This window comes from Candidatus Palauibacter sp., from assembly GCF_965213655.1.
In the GTDB taxonomy this organism is placed as follows: domain Bacteria; phylum Gemmatimonadota; class Gemmatimonadetes; order Palauibacterales; family Palauibacteraceae; genus Palauibacter.
The window spans coordinates 1,478,936-1,496,108 of record NZ_CBDBZT010000003.1 but is presented as its reverse complement, the minus strand read 5'-3'; the positions used below and the strand labels follow the sequence as shown (position 1 = coordinate 1,496,108).

The 17,173-nt window shown below is 66.1% G+C and carries 10 protein-coding genes and 3 pseudogenes; 7 read left to right on the top strand and 6 right to left on the bottom strand.

The genetic code is table 11. The annotated features are described in order from the left end of the window. Positions 1 to 187: 187 nt before the first annotated feature. Genes ACOOGH_RS08810 through ACOOGH_RS08795 form a run of 4 tightly spaced genes read left to right on the top strand, consistent with a single transcriptional unit; the run spans position 188 to position 6,325 of the window. A complete protein-coding gene (locus ACOOGH_RS08810) occupies positions 188 to 1,405 on the top strand; it encodes a hypothetical protein (protein WP_420448554.1) in 1,218 nt (405 codons plus the stop codon). Next, a complete protein-coding gene (locus ACOOGH_RS08805; RefSeq protein WP_420448553.1) occupies positions 1,402 to 2,679 on the top strand; it encodes a DUF4876 domain-containing protein in 1,278 nt (425 codons plus the stop codon). Before ACOOGH_RS08810 ends, ACOOGH_RS08805 begins: the two co-directional genes overlap by 4 nt. 53 nt (positions 2,680 to 2,732) lie before the next feature. Then, positions 2,733 to 5,558 carry a TonB-dependent receptor gene (locus ACOOGH_RS08800; protein WP_420450097.1) on the top strand — a complete coding sequence of 942 codons (2,826 nt, stop codon included), beginning with the start codon at positions 2,733 to 2,735 and terminating at the stop codon, positions 5,556 to 5,558. Beyond that, on the top strand, positions 5,555 to 6,325 hold the full coding sequence (locus ACOOGH_RS08795; RefSeq protein ID WP_420448552.1) for a DUF6850 family outer membrane beta-barrel protein: 771 nt from the start codon (positions 5,555 to 5,557) through the stop codon (positions 6,323 to 6,325). Before ACOOGH_RS08800 ends, ACOOGH_RS08795 begins: the two co-directional genes overlap by 4 nt. A gap of 372 nt (positions 6,326 to 6,697) precedes the next feature. Here ACOOGH_RS08795 and ACOOGH_RS08790 read toward each other — a convergent pair. From ACOOGH_RS08790 to ACOOGH_RS08780, 3 genes and pseudogenes are all read right to left on the bottom strand, one after another. Beyond that, positions 6,698 to 9,479 (bottom strand): annotated as a pseudogene (locus ACOOGH_RS08790) (DNA methyltransferase). Positions 9,480 to 9,526: 47 nt separating this feature from the next. Further along, the gene (locus tag ACOOGH_RS08785; protein ID WP_420448551.1) at positions 9,527 to 9,844 is read right to left on the bottom strand and encodes a HigA family addiction module antitoxin; all 318 of its coding nucleotides are present in this window, start codon (positions 9,842 to 9,844) and stop codon (positions 9,527 to 9,529) included. A 16-nt stretch (positions 9,845 to 9,860) separates the two neighbouring features. After that, positions 9,861 to 10,133, bottom strand: coding sequence for a type II toxin-antitoxin system RelE/ParE family toxin (locus ACOOGH_RS08780; protein WP_420448550.1), 273 nt, complete (start codon positions 10,131 to 10,133; stop codon positions 9,861 to 9,863). A gap of 573 nt (positions 10,134 to 10,706) precedes the next feature. Between ACOOGH_RS08780 and ACOOGH_RS08775 the strand changes: the two are divergent. The 3 genes and pseudogenes from ACOOGH_RS08775 to ACOOGH_RS08765 all read left to right on the top strand — a co-directional run bounded on the left by ACOOGH_RS08775 (position 10,707) and on the right by ACOOGH_RS08765 (position 14,197). After that, positions 10,707 to 11,886 (top strand): annotated as a pseudogene (locus ACOOGH_RS08775) (IS3 family transposase). 160 nt (positions 11,887 to 12,046) lie between these two features. Further along, positions 12,047 to 12,637, top strand: a complete 591-nt coding sequence (locus ACOOGH_RS08770; protein ID WP_420448549.1) for a hypothetical protein — start codon at positions 12,047 to 12,049, stop codon at positions 12,635 to 12,637. Positions 12,638 to 13,033: 396 nt separating this feature from the next. Next, complete coding sequence (locus tag ACOOGH_RS08765) at positions 13,034 to 14,197, top strand: tyrosine-type recombinase/integrase (RefSeq protein WP_420448548.1); 1,164 nt, start codon at positions 13,034 to 13,036, stop codon at positions 14,195 to 14,197. A 65-nt stretch (positions 14,198 to 14,262) separates the two neighbouring features. Here ACOOGH_RS08765 and ACOOGH_RS08760 read toward each other — a convergent pair whose 3' ends face one another. From ACOOGH_RS08760 to ACOOGH_RS08750, 3 genes and pseudogenes are all read right to left on the bottom strand, one after another. Continuing rightward, complete coding sequence (locus ACOOGH_RS08760; protein WP_420448547.1) at positions 14,263 to 14,514, bottom strand: MobC family plasmid mobilization relaxosome protein; 252 nt, start codon at positions 14,512 to 14,514, stop codon at positions 14,263 to 14,265. A 288-nt stretch (positions 14,515 to 14,802) separates the two neighbouring features. Beyond that, positions 14,803 to 15,003 (bottom strand): annotated as a pseudogene (locus ACOOGH_RS08755) (helix-turn-helix transcriptional regulator); the annotation flags it as partial. Between the two features lie 697 nt (positions 15,004 to 15,700). Next, the gene (locus ACOOGH_RS08750; protein WP_420448546.1) at positions 15,701 to 16,867 is read right to left on the bottom strand and encodes a tyrosine-type recombinase/integrase; all 1,167 of its coding nucleotides are present in this window, start codon (positions 16,865 to 16,867) and stop codon (positions 15,701 to 15,703) included. Positions 16,868 to 17,173 lie beyond the last annotated feature (306 nt).

Below are 17,173 nucleotides of genomic sequence, written 5' to 3'. Positions count from 1 at the left end.
CCGAAGCGCGCGCGTCCCAACCCGGCACAAATGGACGTTTTCCCTACGTCCGGCATATAGAGATCGAAGACGCGGACACGCCCCGCGCTGACCGAGTCACAGCGTTGCACCGATGCCCCGCCAGCTCCCCGAGGACCGGAGGTCCAGACTGCACTCGTCCAGGCGACGTAAGCCAATCGGAATCGCCTTGGTACTCTGCGCTGCGGCGTGTGCGGGCGACGTGGGCTTCTCGGATGCGCCGCCCGGCGGGGGCGATCACCTCCGCCCGGGACTCACCCTCCATGTGAGGTTGGCTCCCGAGGCGGCAGACATCGCGCAGGAATTGGGCTGGACTGCCGGCGTGCCTGGCGCCGAGGTGCGCGTACACCGCATCGGGACGGACTTCGCCTGGGAGACGGCGGTCACCGATGAACAGGGCACGGCACACCTGCCGCGGTTGGTGGGCGGACGGTACCGCGTCGCCGTGTACCGTCCGCTGAGCGAGACGGAGGCTGGCCCGGCCGGCATTGAAGCGCTCGCAGCCGGCCGCATCATGAATATCGCGGCGGCGGGTACGGAGCAGATGATCGATCTGGTTCCGAACCGGACCGGATCCTTGGTCATCAGCGAGGTCTACGCCCCGGCGACGCCTGCAGCGGAGCTACGGTACAACTTCCACATGTTCTTCGAGTTGTACAACAATTCGGACCGGACGGTCTTCCTCGACGGTTTGACGTTCGGCCGGGCCTCGCTCATCGACATCGCTTCGCCGGCCAACTCCTGCGTGCAATCCGCTCGGTTCCGCAAGGATCCCGACGGCGTTTGGGCCGAGTTTTTGCACCGCTTTCCGGGGAGCGGAGGCGAGCATCCGCTGGCTCCGGGCGACGCGGTCGTGGTTGCGCTCGATGCCGTCGATCACTCGGTCATCGATCCGAGGCTTCCTGATCTGTCGGGCGCGGATTTCGAGTTGCTCGGGAGCGGTGATGTGGACAACCCGGAGGTGCCCAATCTCGTCGAGATCGGTCTCCGTCCCTGGTTTCATGGTCACGGACTGCTCTTCTATGTCCAGCACTCGCTATTCATCGCGGGAGAAGTGGATACCGCAACTCTGGAGCGAGCCACCTGGGCGCTTCCTGGGGGGGATGTGGAGCTGCTGCGCATTGCAGCCGGAGACCTGATCGATGTCGTGTGGACAGAGGACAACGATGCGTTGAGTGATCGACGGTACGAACGCTGCGACGGCGTCGTGCACGAGACCTTCGACCAACTCGGAGGGGGATACCTCCAGAACGGCGTCGAATTGACCATGTCGATCCAGCGCCTCCGGCTACCCGGAAACGCCGGAGCTGCCGGGCGACTACTGGACACGAATGTGTCGGCCGTGGACCTGTTCAAGGGACCCATCACGCCGGGAACCATCCGATGATCGCCCCACGTCGGCGCCGCCGTACGCTCCTCGGCCAATTCGCCGCAACTCCAGCAATCCTAATGCTCAGCCTCCTGGCGACTGGCTGTGCGGGCGAGGTGGGCTTCTCGGATGCGCCGCCCGGCGGGGGCGATCACCTCCGCCCGGGACTCACCCTCCATGTGAGGTTGGCTCCCGAGGCGGCAGACATCGCACAGGAATTGGGCTGGACTGCCGGCGTGCCTGGCGCCGAGGTGCGCGTACACCGCATCGGGACCGACTTCGCCTGGGAAACGGCGGTTACGGACGATCAGGGCACGGCTCACATGCCGCAGTTGGTGGGCGGACGGTACCGCGTCGCCGTGTACCGTCCGCTGAGCGATGCGGAGGCTGAGCAGGCCGGCATCGAGGCGCTCGCAGCCGGCCGCATCATGAATATCGCGGCGGCGGGTACGGAGCAGATGATCGATCTGGTTCCGAACCGGACCGGATCCTTGGTCATCAGCGAGATATACGCGCCCGCAACGTTTGTCGCGGAACTCAGTTACAACTTCCACATGTACTTCGAGGTGTACAACAACTCGGACCGGACCGTGTTTCTGGACGGGCTTACCTTCGGAAAGGCCCAGTTCATCGACGTCGAGGCTCCCCACACTTCCTGCGCGGCGACCGCTCAGTTTCGAAAAGATCCGGACGGTGTCTGGGGGGAGTTCCTTCACCGCTTCCCGGGCAGCGGGGGCGAGTATCCGCTGGCGCCCGGCGACGCGGCCGTGATCGCGCTGGATGCGATCGACCACTCGGTGGTGGATCCGCGCTTTCCGGACCTGTCCAACGCCGACTTCGAGCTGTTCGGCAGCGGTGATGTGGACAACCCGGATGTTCCCAATCTCCCCGAAATCGGACTCCAACCCTGGTTTCATGGGCACGGGCTGCTCTTCTACGTGGGCCATTCGCTGTTCATCGCAAATGAGCTGAATGTCTCAACTCTGGAGCGTGCGGTGATCACCACTCCAGCGGGCGACCTCGAGCACCTGCGGATCCCGGTCACCGACCTCATCGATGTCGTGTGGACAGAGGAGGACGATGCTCTCAACGATCGTCGGTACGTGCGTTGTGACGGTGTCGTGCACCAAGACTTCGATCAGCTCGGAGGGGGATTTCTACGGCACGGCGTGGAACTGACCTCGTCCGTGCAGCGCGTCCGGCTTCCTGGCGCGGCTGGGGACCTTCAGGACACCAACGTGTCCGCCGTGGATTTCGTGAAGGGTCCGATCACACCCGGAACCACGCGTTGACCGTCGCCCGGCACGGGAGGCGGAGGCGATCCTGCCGACTGGCCTCGGCCCTTGTGTGCGGTGTCTTCGCTTCCACCATTCCTGCAGCTTCGATCCGGGCGCAGGAGCCCGAAGGCGCGATCATCAGCGGTCGGATATCCGACGCGGCGACGGCGGCCCCGATGGCGGACGTCCTCGTCGTCATCGAAGGCACCGGCATCAGCGCACTGACGGACGATGGCGGGCGCTATCGACTCGAGGGAGTACCTCCCGGCCCGCGAGTGCTGCGCGCGCAGCGGATCGGACTCGCCACGGCGCGCGTACGCGTCACCGTGCCTGCTGAGGGATCACTAACGCAGGACATCGCCCTGTCCGTGAGCGCCCTTCGCCTTCAGGACATCACGGTGACCGCCGACGCCGTGAGCCGGGCCGAGGGTGAACTCGGGACGGCGAGCGTCATCGAACGGGACGCCATCGAACACATCACGGCCACGAGTCTCGCCGGTGTGCTTCAGCTCGTGCCCGGGGTTTCGACCCGGGCGCCGGGGCTGGGCGATGTGGAACAGATTGCGCTCCGCACCGTCCCCACGGGATCCAGCGTGGGCGCCATCTCGGACAACGCGGGTATCAGCCGGAGTTCGGCGGATCTGTCGGCTTTCGGGACGCTCATCGTGCTCGACGGCGTGCCGCTGTCGAACAACGCCAACCTGCAGAGTCTCGGTCCCCGGGGCGGCGCCGATCTTCAGTTTCTCAGCTTCGCGACGACGGCCAACAGAGGGATCGACCTGCGGCGCATTCCGGCGGCGGCCATCGAGCGCGTGGAAGTGATTCGCGGCGTCCCGTCGGTACGGCACGGCGACCTGACGCAAGGGGCCATTCTGGTCGAGACTCGGGCGGCGCCGGTGTCCCCCATCGCCGAGGTCAAGCTCGACGAGAGGACGTTCGAGAGCAACGTCGTAGGAGGCCACGCGTTCGGGAGGCCGGGGCACGCCGGCACGATGACGTTCGACGTGGCCCGCACCCGCGTCCAGCCGGGCGTCTCGGACGACGAGTCCACCCGGTTCGCCGGGCAGTTTGCACACCGCATGGAGATCGGCGGCAGCGAACGCGCGAGCGGCGTCCCCGATCCGAAGCTACAGCTCGATACCAGATTCGATGTCTTCCAACTCGTCGACAACCGTCCGGAGAACCCGATCGTAAGGAAGAATCGCTCCTCGGAGACAAGGGACCTCGGCGTTCGGATCTCCGAACGGGCCCGCCTCAGGATCGGGTCGGATTCCCGTCTCTCGTTCACGGGCTCGCTGAGCCGAATCGACCAGGAGTCGGTGAGCCGCGCCCCCAAGGTGAGCGGAGTGCAGCCATTCACTCCCGCTCGCGCCGAGGGCCGCAACGAGGGCTTCTATATCGGCGGGACCTACGTCGCGGAGGTTGAACTCGATGGTCGTCCGTGGCTCGGGTTCGGGCGCCTCGAGTGGGAGGATCGCGCTCGCTGGTTGAGTGCGAACCACCAGCTTCTCGCGGGCGTGGAGCTCCGGCGGGAGTGGAACAACGGAGCCGGATTCCAGTTCGATCCGCAGTTTCCGCCTTCGATCGGCTGGAACGGAGTGCACGGCTACGACCGCACCCGGACCTTCGATGAGGTGCCGGCTCTCGCGACGAGCGCCTTCTATCTCGGCGAACGACTCTCCACCCATCTCGGACCGCTGCCTGCCGACATTCAGGCGGGAATTCGCCTCGACCTGCTGCACGACGGCGGATCGTGGTTCGGCGGAACGCGAGACCAGGTCGTGCAACCGCGCATCAGCGCGGAGACCGCACCGCTGGGCTGGTTCAGACTCCGCGGCGGATGGGGCCGCACGGCGAAGGTGCCCGCGGTCGGTGACCTGTTTCCCGCGCGCCAGTACTTCGACCTCGTCAACGTCAACTACTTTTCGAACGATCCGGCAGAACGGCTCGCCGTCCTCACCACGTTCATAGAAGATCCGACCAACGCGGAGCTGGGCTTTTCCGTGGGGACGAAGGCCGAGGCGGGCTTCGAGATCGATGTCGGCGACGGGACGATCGCTCTCACGGCTTTCCGAGACCGGATCGACGGCGCCGTGGGTATCGGAGCCATTCCGGATTTCATCACGCGCGACCATTTTGCTCTTACGGACTCGATCACCGGTAACGGGGTCCGCCCCGAGATCATCCTTCCAGCGACGTTCAGCGATACGGTTCCGGTACTCATCGATCGGCCCGGTAACATGTTCGACCAGGTGAATCGTGGCTTGGAGCTGACGGCGGCGCTCCCCCGGATTACGCCACTCGCCACCCAGCTCTACATCACCGGGTCCTGGCTCGAAACCCGCACGAGTTCGGACGGGCGCTTCTTCGGAACAGCATTGCGCTTCTCCGAGTTCCAACTTTCGCAGCGGCGGGAACGCTCGCCGTACTGGGAGGGGCTGACCGAGCGGGGCGAGTCGATGATGTTCCTGTACCGCTTCATCCACCACCAGCCCGAGCTGGGGCTGGTGGCCACGCTCACCGTCCAGCACAACGTCCGTAACGAGACCGAGGACATTGTGGCGAGAGACACGTTGGCCTTCGCCGGCTACGTGACCCGCGCCGGGCAACTCGTGCCGGTGCCGCCGGAGCGGAGGTCCGATCCGGAGTTCTCCGACCTTCGCCTGGCCCGCAGCGGCCGGTCGCTGCCGCTCCATGGGCCCAGGCCCGACTGGATGATGCACTTCCAGGTGTCGAAGGCGCTCCCGCTGGACGGCCAGCTTCGCGTGTGGGCGTTCAATTTCTTCGACCGCCGCGGTCAGCCATGGGAGGGGGACCGGCTGGGACGCCCCTACGCGGCGGTGCGTTTCGGGGCCGAAATCACCTTCCGCAGCGCCCGGATCTTCGGCCGGTGAGGGTGCGCGCCGTTGTCCGGACCGTGGTCGCGCTCACAGGCGGTTGCGCGTGCCTCGCGCTTCCAGAGGCCGCCGCGGGGCAGGCAACATCCCCGCGCGGAACCCCGCTGCAGGAGGAACTGCCGGGGTGGATGACGAACTGGAATCCGCTGGGACGGATCGCGGACCTGCCACGCCGACTGCCCGTCGGACCGCGCTTCCCCGACCTGTTCTCGTCCCCCGGACCCCGCGTGGGCGAGTTCTGGACCGCCGGCAATCCCGGTGCACTGAGGCGTGAACTCGACGACCGGCGAGCCGACTTTCGACTGACCGTGCAGGACGCGTCGGGTGACTACGCCCGGCCCCTCGACCCGGGCGCCACGGGGCGACCCGCCGTCTCGACGACTGGCTGGACGCAGGTGGGGAGACGCGGCGCCGCCATCGGCAGCGCCGTCTTCGACCGGGCGAGCTTCCGCGACTCGATCTTCGCGGATGTGCTCGTGCCGTACGGTTCCAACCCGTTCATCGTGGCCGACACGATGGGGAACCCGATGCGCAGGTCCGCCCTTCGGCTGGGAGGCGCGCTGGCGTGGGAACTCGGGAGAGTCGGGGCGGGATTCTCGGCGGGCTGGGAGGGGCAGAGCAGTCGGACCGTGGCATCCCCGGTGCCACGACTCGACCGGACCGCGACGCCCGGGTTCTCAGCCGGCGTGACGTATGACTTCGGCCCCGTGCGTGTCGGTGGACTCGGGCGCTGGCGCCGGACCGTGGAGTTCATCCAGGACTAACCGTAAGAACCATAACGTTATGTTACACAACATGTTAGGATATCTGAACGGATTGTTGTATCACTTCAGATACCCGATCCTGTGCTGGAATCCATGCGACGACATCGGAAGTCGTCGGACGGGTTGTCGTGCGATTCGAGCGATCCATTAGTTAGAGGGTCCGGGCCGCCGTTGAGACGGCGTGAGCGCTGGCTCGTAAGACCGTCGGAAGTCAGATGAGGATCTCGACCGGTAACCACAAGGGCGAGCGGGCCGCGCTTGGCAGAGCACACGGCACGAGCGCGGTCGGATCATAACCCCCGTCCCCCAAGGTTGCCCCCGGCCCCAAGGCCCCTACCATGACGGTGGAGGGTTCGAGCGAGGAGCTTTGATCTATCTTCGGCGCCGTTTCAGCTTCTTGACTCCGACGCCCAACGGCGCCCGCATCTTCTCGTAAAGCATGAAGAGGTGCTCGGCGCGCTGGCGTTCAGAGGCGAAGCCCCGGCTGCGGTAGAGCCGGTCCACCGCGCGGTCGAGCGCTTGGTGGGCTCGTCTCAGGCTGGACGGCATCAAAGTCAGGGTCGTAAAGGTCCGCCAGCGTCGCGTCCGGAAAGGCCGCGCGCGTGTCGAGGACCGCCTGTGCCAGTGACTCAAGCTTGTCGTTGTTGGCCCAGCGGGTGGGCGTCGGAAAGGTGTTGTAGACGACGCCGACCGAGTACATGTAATCGCTCTTCATTCGTCCCGTCACGGTCCGCATCCATGCCATGTGCATGGCGGAGGTGAGCAGTGCGAATTCGCCGAGAGTTGCGTCAGGGAGGATTCGTAGCTTCTCGCTGGGGATGACCGGGGGTTCCAGCCACCCGATGGGCACGTACTCGCGTCGCTCGGAGCTGACCTGAGGGATGATCAGGAACGGTGCTTCCGGCACTACGGTTACCCCATAGGACCGGGGGAAGTCCGCCAGCCGCTTGGTCGTGGTGCGCTTGCTCTTCGCCCGGAACGTCCGCACGGCGCGAAGTCTTTCGCCAACCAAGGGCAGATCGCGCAGTTCCTGGGGCGGAATGTCGGTAGTATGGAGGATCCAGCGGTCCCTACCTTGGATGAACTCACGAGCGCCGGGAAAGGGTCGGAAATACGGCTCGGCTTTGGGTTCCCGAGCCAGAAACGAGGACTTCGCCGCACTTGAGAATGTCAGATTCCCCTTCTCAAGAGGCTGGGTTCCGGTGATCAACTTCTTCATGCCGTTGATAGGGCTACTCTCCTCACGCACCGTCAGATACGGGTCGGCGAGCCCTCCGGCATCGAACAGGTAGGGTGAGAGCACGGCGTGCCGGGTTTCCACCGGGTCGCCCTTGATGTCCGGATAACTGAACAGGCGCTTCCTGCCGGGCACCGCCTCGCGGCCATCCAGTCCGACGATGACCACATGCACATGCGCTTTGCCGCGCGCGTCCGATCCCCACGCAAAGGTCCGGTGGGCGAACGCGATCTTCAGCCCGCAGCGGTCGAAGAGGATCGGCCATAGCTGAGCCACCTGCTCACCCTGCGTGATCGAATTGGTGGCCACGAAGCCGATCCGGACTCCGTTGGCCCCATTAACGTATTCTCCGGCCTTGATGAACCAAGCGGTCACGTAGTCGAGCGTGCCGCCCGTCCCACCAAGGTCGGCGATCCTTCGCACCTGGGCGCGCTGGTCCTTGCTCTGGAACTTCGAGCCCACGAAGGGCGGATTGCCGAACACGAAGGAGCACTTCTCGGAGGGCAGGAGCTCGGCCCAATCCATCTCAAGGGCGTCCCCGTGGGTGATGTGCGGCGAAGTCTCAAGCGGAATCCGAGTGTAAGTCTGCCCGAACTCCAGGCTCAGTCGGTTGTTCATGATGTGGTCCATCATCCACATCGCCGTCTCCGCGATGCGGACGGGAAACTCACCGATCTCGATTCCGTGGAACTGGTGCACGTCCACAACCGACAGGGTCTCGGCCAGAGCGTCGAACTGCCTCACGGGATGGAGTTCCTTCAGGACCCCGATTTCAAGCTCCCGCAACTCGCGGTAGGCGATGATGAGGAAGTTGCCGCACCCGCACGCGGGATCGAGGAAGGTCATCCGCCCCAGCTTTTCCTGAAACCGGCGCAGATCGGCGAGGCGACGGCTGTCCTTTCGTGCCTTCAGGCGCTCGAACTCGGCCCGAAGGTCGTCCAGAAACAGCGGCTCGATCACCTTGAGGATGTTCTTCTCGGTCGTGTAGTGCGCGCCTTGCTTGCGGCGCTCGACCGGGTCCATGACCGACTGGAACAGCGCGCCGAAGATGGCCGGCGAGATGTTGGACCAGTCGAACCGGCAAGCGTCGAGGAGCTTGTCCCGCATGGACGCGTCGAACGCGGGGATGCGCAGCGGCTCCTCGAACAGGTCACCGTTGACGTAAGGAAACCGCGCTAGGTCCTCATCGAGCGTCGCCGTGCGGTCGTCGTCCGGCGTATTGAGGACCTGAAAGAGTTGGGTCAGCATCGCCCCGAGATCGCTGCCGTCCTGCCGAGTGCGGGACTCAAGGAAGTCGAAGAGGATGTCGCGCGGCTCGAAGATGCCGGTGTCGTCGGCGAACAGACAAAAGACGATTCGGACCAGAAACCGCTCCAGATTGTGGCCTCGGTAGCCCGCGTCGTCGAGCGCGTCGTGGAGCCGCCCGACGAGTTCGGCCGCCTCGATGTTGACGGGGTCTTGGTCTCGAAAGGTCCGGCGTTGGACGCCGAGGATGAAGCCGAACGCCTCGACGTGGCCGGGCAGGTCCGAGAGAGAGAAGGTGACGGTCTCCCGCTCGTCCAGATCGTGAAGCTCGAAGGTCTGGAAGTCACTCACCAAGATGTAGCGCGGACGGTCGCGCTCGGGCAGCGCGTCGAAATACTCCCCGGCCTGGCCATACGCCTTGCGAAGGTCGCGCCCGGCGCTCTTCTGCTCGACGATCAGGACGCCCGGCCAGAACAGGTCGATATAACCCGAGCGGTTGTCCAACTTGGCGACATGCTCCTCGTAGCGGGCGACGGATCGGCGGCGGACATCGAACACCTCGAAAAAGTCGTTGTAGAAGCTCTGCGTCTCGCCCTTCTCGTAGGCCGCGTCCCCCCACGCCTTGACGAAGGACGCTGCGCGGACCCGCACTTCGTTCCACGAGAGGCGCATTCTGCTACTTCTCCCGCATATGGATCACGGCCCGAACCACGAATGGGCTACCGGGGGACCGCATCGCGCACCCTGATGTCCTCCTGCCATCCGCGCGCCCTGCGCGCCTCCGCAAGCTCGTAGCTCGCCTGCATCCGCATCCAGTGATCGGCCGTACCCCAGCCAATCGCCTCCAGCGCGAGCGCCATGTTCGCCGACACGCCCGCCTTGCCGTTCAGCAACCGCGACAGCGTACCCCGCTCGCAACCCAGACGGGCGGCCGTCTGCGTCACATTCCATCCGACCTCGTCCATGCTCTCGCGGATCAGTTCGCCCAGGTGCGGGGGGTTGAGCATCGCAACGACTCGCTCGCCGCTTCCGGTCATATCGTTCCTCCTTCCTTCAGTGGTAATCTACCAGGTCAACGCCCACCGCTTCGCCGTCCTCGAAGCGGAACACCACGCGCCAGTTTCCCGAGACTCGCACACTCCATTGGCCCGCCCGGTCTCCTTTCAGAGGGTGCAGCCTGAACCCCGGGGCACCGGCGCTACCGGGATGCGTCGCCTCCTGCAACCGGAACAGGATGCGCCGAAGCCGGGGAACCAGACTCGTGGGGACCCGCGAGCGATCATCCCGTTCGTGGAGCGCCCGCAGTCCCTTGTGCCGGATCTTCATGAATCAACTGTAGCGCGTCGCGTTACACGTTGCCAGCTCTGGTCACCGACTTGGCCCGGAGTCGCGGTTCGGCTCGGAACGCCTGCACCTCTTCCACCCGCCGCCTCGGGGGAGTGCCCGGGGAAATGCCCAACGCTTCCTGAAGCCCGGCTTCTCCTTCGGCCAACTCGACAACGCCGTCCACGTCATCCGCATCGGCCCCTCCATGCTGATCTCGCGGGAGGAGGTGGCGGAAGGGCTGGAACGGCTGGGCCGGGCCTGCGCGCGCGTGGAGGGGGGGAGGGTAGCCCGAAACCCGGGCAGGTAGCCCGAAACAACAGACCCGTTTCGGGAATCCTACGTGGGCCACGGGGGTGTCTTGCCCCAGAACCACCAGCCCCTGTCGTAATTCAGGGACATGCTCTGGTCGCACGGGTGGTCCCCAAAACTGCGGCCGTAGCCCTCGCGGGGATAGAACCAGATGCGTGCCCACGCTGCGCCGTTGTGGTCGCCCCGAAACTCGTAGCCGGCGGTAGTGGAGTTGCCCCGCTTTGACGGACACCTATCCATTGGGGTCAAGCAAGGAGGTGTCCTATGGCGGGCCGGCAGGGGCGGTATCCGTCCGAGTACAGGGAGCGGCTGGTGGAACTGGCGAGGAGCGGGCGTAGCGCCGCGTCACTCGCCCGGGAGTTCGAGCCGTCGGAGCAGACGATCCGGAACTGGGTCCGGCGGGCGGACGTGGACGAGGGGTTCCGTAGCGACGGGCTGACGACGGAGGCGCGCAACGAACTGCGGCGCCTGGAGCGTGAGAACAAGCGGCTCAGGATGGAGCGGGACATCCTAAAAAAAGCCGCGGCCTGACCACCGCTGCGCGGCGGTGCCCCGCGCAGGAGAGCGGATCGATCCCCGGCGGGGGTACGCGTTCATGAAGGCGCACCGGGCCGAGTTTCCGCTTCGGGCCATGTGCCGGGTGCTGGGTCTCTCCCCCAGCGGCTACTACGACTGGCTCAAGCGTCCTGCCTCGGACCGCGCGCGGCGGGACGCGCAACTCGAGGCGCGGATCGGGGCGATCTGGACCGGGAGCGGCGAGACGTACGGCCGTCCGCGGATCCACGCGACGCTCAGGGCCGAGGGCGAGCGGGTGGGCCAGAAGCGCGTGGGGCGGCTGATGAGGGGCTTGGGGATCGAGGGCGCGACCAGGCGGCGCTTCAAGACGGCGACGACGAAGAGGGACACCGAGGCCCGGCCCGCGCCGGACCTGGTGAGGCGGGACTTCTCGGCCTCCGGGCCCGACGAGCTGTGGGTGGCCGACATCACGTATGTGCCCACTTGGGCGGGCTGGCTGTACCTGGCCGTTGTGCTCGACGTCTGGAGCCGTCGCGTCGTCGGCTGGGCCATGGCGACGCACATGCGGACCGAACTCGTCGAGGCCGCGCTGTCGATGGCCCTCGCGCGCCGTCGTCCCCGGGGGCGCATCGTCCATCACTCCGACAGGGGCTCGCAGTACACCTCGCTCGCCTTCGGGGAGCGCTGTCGCGAGTCGGGCATCGCCCAGTCCATGGGCTCGGCGGGCGATGCGTACGACAACGCCATGTGCGAGTCGTTCTTCGCGACGCTCGAGTGCGAGCTGATCTGGAAGCGCTCCTTCCGCACGGCGGACGAGGCGCGACGGGAGGTCTTCGGCTTCATCGAGGGCTTCTACAACACCCGGCGGCTGCACTCCGCACTCGGCTACGAGTCGCCGGCAGACTACGAGAGGAACCATGCGGCCTGAGGCGCACCGGCGGCGCGCACGGACGTCCTCTCCCGAGCGCCTGAGAGAGGCCGAAAGGAGAAGAGCCCGAGACGATCAACCACAGAAACTAACCGTCCGTGAAAGCGGGACAGCTCCAGTTGGCTTGGTGCGGTTCCCCACGGTGTTGGTGCTTTCCGACTTGGCAGGCACGAGCGGCGACACCATTGGCTGGACACCCGGCCGAGAGGAGTACACCACCGACATCCTCAGCGCGGCTCCCCTCTTCAGAAAATCCTCTGTGCTTGGCACCCATGGCGAGAGAATCTTCGTCGGATCCTCGGACCACATGCAGATCGAGGAGTTGAACACGAGCGGTGACACCGTCCGCATCCTTCGCATTCCCGATTACCCCTTGGCCCTGACCGCAGAGCAGGTGCGCGCCGAGCGCGATGCCCACCTTGACATTCCTTTGCCACCGGGAGTGTCGGCTCTGCCACCGTATTACGTCGATGCGGTGGAGGACATGCCGTCGCCCGAGACCCGCCCGGCCTACGCCAGGATGCTGGTGGACCCCACCGGTGCGATCTGGCTACCTCCCTTCCGTGGAATGAGCGAGGGCGGCGGACCGGAGCCCTGGCTGGTGCTCGACCCCGACGGAAACTGGCTCGGAAGCGTCGAGATTCCCGAGGACTTCCGGGTCACGGACATCGGTGTGGACGAGATCCTCGGCATCTGGACGGACGAACTGGACGTTCAGCACCCGCAAGTGCGACACTTGGCCCGCGGTTAGCGGGCGGATAGGTGGAAGGCGCTACCGTGGCGGGAGCCGACGGCCCCCGGGGCTGCGTTGCCACCGGTTCGGTGCCGGTCCCCCCGGCCTCCGGGACGGACGCCGCCCGTCCCTCCCGTCCGGGGTCGAGTCCTTCCCAACCCCCGGAAGGCGGACCAGCCCGATGGCTTGAGTACCTGACGCGAGCCAGTCCCCTCGCTATCGCGGCGGCGGCCCGGACCTCATGGCTCGCTCGAATCGCACGACAACCGTCCGGCGACTTCCGATGCAGTCGCATGGATTCCAGCACAGAATCGGGTATCTGAAGTGTTACAGCACTCAGTGTGATGTATGCTAACTTATTGGACCCCTGTAGGTTGCGATTCCTTTCGACCAGTCCATCACGAGAGGAATCGAATGATGGCACGCACGAAGCGGGACCGGCGCAGCTACAGCGCCGGCGAGTGGGGCCGGAACAGGGTCCGGGTGTTTCCAGACCCGAAGACCGGCATTTTCCAGATTGAGTGGCGAGAGAACGGGCGCAGGCTCACTCGGTCCCTGAAACACCGGGGCTGGACGCGGGCAAAGCGGCAAGCCGACGAGGCCGCCGCGGGCCTCGCGACATACGAGCCCAACGGCAAGGCCGAGGCCGAACCCGAGCCGCTCACCTTGGGACGGCTTTTTGACATCTACGGTGAAGAGGTGACGCCCACCAAGGCCGAAGGGACACAACAGACCGACAGGACCGCGATCTGGATGTTCCTCAAGTTCTTCGGCAGGGACCGCGACCCGTCCACACTCTCCCAGCGCGATTGGGACCGGTTCATCCGGGAGCGCCGCGCGGGAAGGATTGGCTACTCGGGTAGGCCTGTGTCCAATCGGACGATCGCATGCGACCTGACGTTTCTGATGGCCGTGCTCAATTGGGCGGCGAGGTCGAGGGACGAGGACGGAAATCTTCTCCTGGACTCCAACCCGCTCAAGGGCCTCAGGAAGCCCAGAGAGAAGAACCCCACGCGGGTCGTCCTAACCGAACAGGAGTACGAGGCATTGTTGAAGGTGTCCCGGAAGGTCGACTGGCGGTTCCATGTCGCGCTCGTGCTCGCCCACGAGACCGGGCACCGAATCGGGGCGATTCGCAACCTCAGATGGGCTGACATCGACTTCGAGGGCGAAGCGGTGCGGTGGCGGGCGAAGCACGAGAAGACAGGCTACGAGCACATCACGCCCGTGACCGACGAGGCGTTGGCCGCCTTGGAGGAGGCGCGTACGATCAGCGGCGGGACCGGGGACGGCCCGGTGCTGCCCGCGCTGACGGACGCCTCGCGGTGCGTGGGCCGGTCGCTGCCAAGCTTCTGGTGGCAGAGAGCCCAGACGCTCGCGGCGCTCGAACCGAAGCCGGGCAGGGGTTGGCACTCCCTCAGGCGCAAGTTTGCCAGCGACTTGATGGACCAGCCGCTGAAGGTTCTCTGCGAACTCGGAGGCTGGAAAACGGCCAAGACCGTCCTTCAGTGTTACCAGCAGGCCGACTCGGGACAACTGAGGCAGGCGCTGGCGAACCGGCGGCGAGTTCGGGCCTGATCCAATCAGCGGGAATCAATCAGCGGGAGCCAGACCGCAGAATCCCGTAAGTGACATGTTCACAACTAGATCCGCGCGGGTGTGTGCATGTTCGCCCACCGAGCAAGCTGGTTCAGGTTGTTGCCGATCCGCGCGATCTGTCGGGTGCGCTCGCGCTCGACGGCCCGTGCCGATGCGGTCCAGGTCCGCGTCCGCGCCATCGCGCCGCGCAGCAGCGCGGACGGCGACACGCCCGCCGCCGCCGCCTTTTCCCGCCAGGCGGTGTGTTCCGCGGGCGTGACCCGGGCGGCGACCATCACGGTGCGATGTTCAGCCACGGTCGCACCGGAGACGGGGTTCGGGGGCCTCGCCCCCGCACGTCCGCTGCTCCGCCAGGGACGCGACAGGCCGGGGGTTCGAAGGGGGGTGCAGCATCCCCTCGCCAGCCGCGATGTTCAACATCGCGTGTGCTGGCTTCCCGGCCTTAGACGCGTACGACGGGCTGTTCCCCGGCCGCCACGAAGCGCGCCGGTTCATCGAACCGGGCGGCCCGTTGCCGCCCGGCGACGGGCCTCGGGGATTGCCCGCGCGGCCTCGCCGCGCTCACCGGTCCGCCCGCCCTCGAATCGGCTCTCGGCGATGCGCTCGCGGACCCATTCGTCCACCTCGGCCTCGATCCAGCCCACCGCGCGTCGACCCAGCGAAACCGGCTGGGGGAAGCACCCCGCGGCCACCCGCAGATAGATCGTGCTCCTCGACAGGCCGGTGCGCGCCATCACCTCGGGCAGCCGCAGGAAGCGGGTTGGCGCTTTCGTTCTCCGTTCCATTGTCTTCTCGGTCATCGTCCTGCTTCCTCCTCGCTGTTCTCCGCGTTCTTGCCGGTCTCCGGTGTCACGGGCGTCGAGGGGGATCGCGTCCACCGCCCGATGCCCCATCCTGCTCCGCGATGAACGCCAGAATCCGGTCGGCCGTCCTCAGCGATGGCGAGCGGCCACGGTCGATCTGCCGTATCAAGTTCGGGTCGCCCAGCGCCGCCTTGCCGAACGCAGTCGGGCTCAGCCCCGCACGCCCGAGAAGCGCGCTAACCCGCGATCTGAATAACCTTTCCAGCGTTTCCATGCCTGAACGCTGAAAGACCGTCCGCAAGGGCGTCAATCCCTTAGGGAATTCCCTTGTGCTTAGGACGTCTCAGGTTGTGTCAGGACGTGTCAGAGCCGCGGAGGAGCTCCGCCAGCGGCGCGGGCAAGACGTCTCCGTGGCCCGCCGCCAGAGCGATCGACAACAGGGGTAGGAATCACTCCAGAAGGACCGGACCGGCGCTCAGGCGACGAGTTGGGACTACGCTGCGAGTGAAGAGGGTGTGATGGCCGCAAGCGACAGAGGCGTGTCACTACCTCAGGTGCTCACCACTCCAAGCCTGCAAGACTTCGTCTCGGCGGGTCAGAGGGTCGGAGCGTGGGTGAGGCAAGCCACCGCCACCTCAGTGGAAACGCCGGTCTCTGAGCTCTTCGCGGCGGTCGCCGCCTATCGGCGAGTGACGTACTCGCTCCACGCCTGCATGACTTCGGCGCGGCGCTCCAGCAGGTCGGAACGCTGATAGGCCTGAACGACCTGACTGCGCGGTACGTGGGCGAGGCAGGCTTCCGCGACCTCCGCCGGAACGCCGGCCTCGGCCATCCACGACCGCGCGCTCGAACGGAACCCGTGAACCGTCGAAGCGACCCCGGCTCGCCGAAGCACGCGCCCCGGCGCGTTCCTCGCCAGTTGACCGCCGGTTCTCGACGGAAACACCAGCGACGAGTCGGGAGACAGCGCCCGCGCCCGTTCAAGCACCTTCAGCGCGCCCGTGCTCAACGGGACACAGAACTCCCGCCCGGCCTTCATCCTCGACGCCGGGATCGTCCACACGCCCGCCTCCAGGTCGATCTCGTCCCACCGCGCCCCGCGCGCCTCTCCGGCCCGCACCGCCGTCAACGCGATCATCTCGACGCACGGCATCGCCGACGGGTGCATGTACTTCACCTGGCGAATCGCCCGGATCGCCGCCGCGACCTCTCCGTGCGGAAGCGCTCGATAATGCTTCGGCGCGTTGGCGTTCGCGCGCGGCAACGCCACCACCGCCCGGTCCACAGGGTTGTCCGGGCGCAGATTCTTCCCAATACACCAGCGGAAGACCGCCGCGATCCGGTGCCGGGCCGTCTTGGCGGCACCCGGCTTCGATGTCCAGATCGGCGCGAGGCAGGCCAATACGTCCGCGCTCGTGATCCGGTCCACCGGCTTGTCCAGGAGCGGCGCGGCGTGTAGCCGAAACGTCGATCTCCACTGCTCAGGCAGCGGGCTCCCCACCTTCCAACCGTCCCGGTGAAGCTCGATCGTGCGTTCGGCGGCCTCCGCAAACGTCAGGACGCCGCGTCCGCGGCGCGGGTCGCCGCCGTGGGCGACCGCCCGGCTGTTGTCCAGCGCCTTCCGGCGTGCCTCGGCAAGCGTGATTTCGGGATACGGCCCGAGCCCGACCGAGGTCAGCCGCCCCTCGATCCTGAGGCGCTGGCGCCACGTCCGGCTGATGCGGCCAGTCTTCGTGCGGTGGACCCGCAGGCTCAGGCCGCGCCCGCCGCGCCCGTCGCCGTAGACGCCGGGACGGTTCACCGTCCGCACGAAGGCAGCGGTGAGCATCCTGGGTCGTTTCATCATGGGTTCCCTTCTTGGGAGTGTATCACTTATTGCAACACTACACAGGAAAGAATACACCGGATGGCGGTGGACCGCAAGGGATGTGGAGATTACCGTAAATGACGATAAAACAACGGACTACAGGATGTTACTGGACAGTACGCGGACGGCTATGGATGGTACTGGAAGATGGCACGGCAGTTCATACAGGATTGCACGGTCTGCATTGGTTTCGGTTGGATGAACCCGCTGCATCGTCCCGCTACAGCGGGCAGAACCAGACCGTTTGTCGGGGAAGCTCTGCTCGTTGTGAACCGTCGTCGGGGG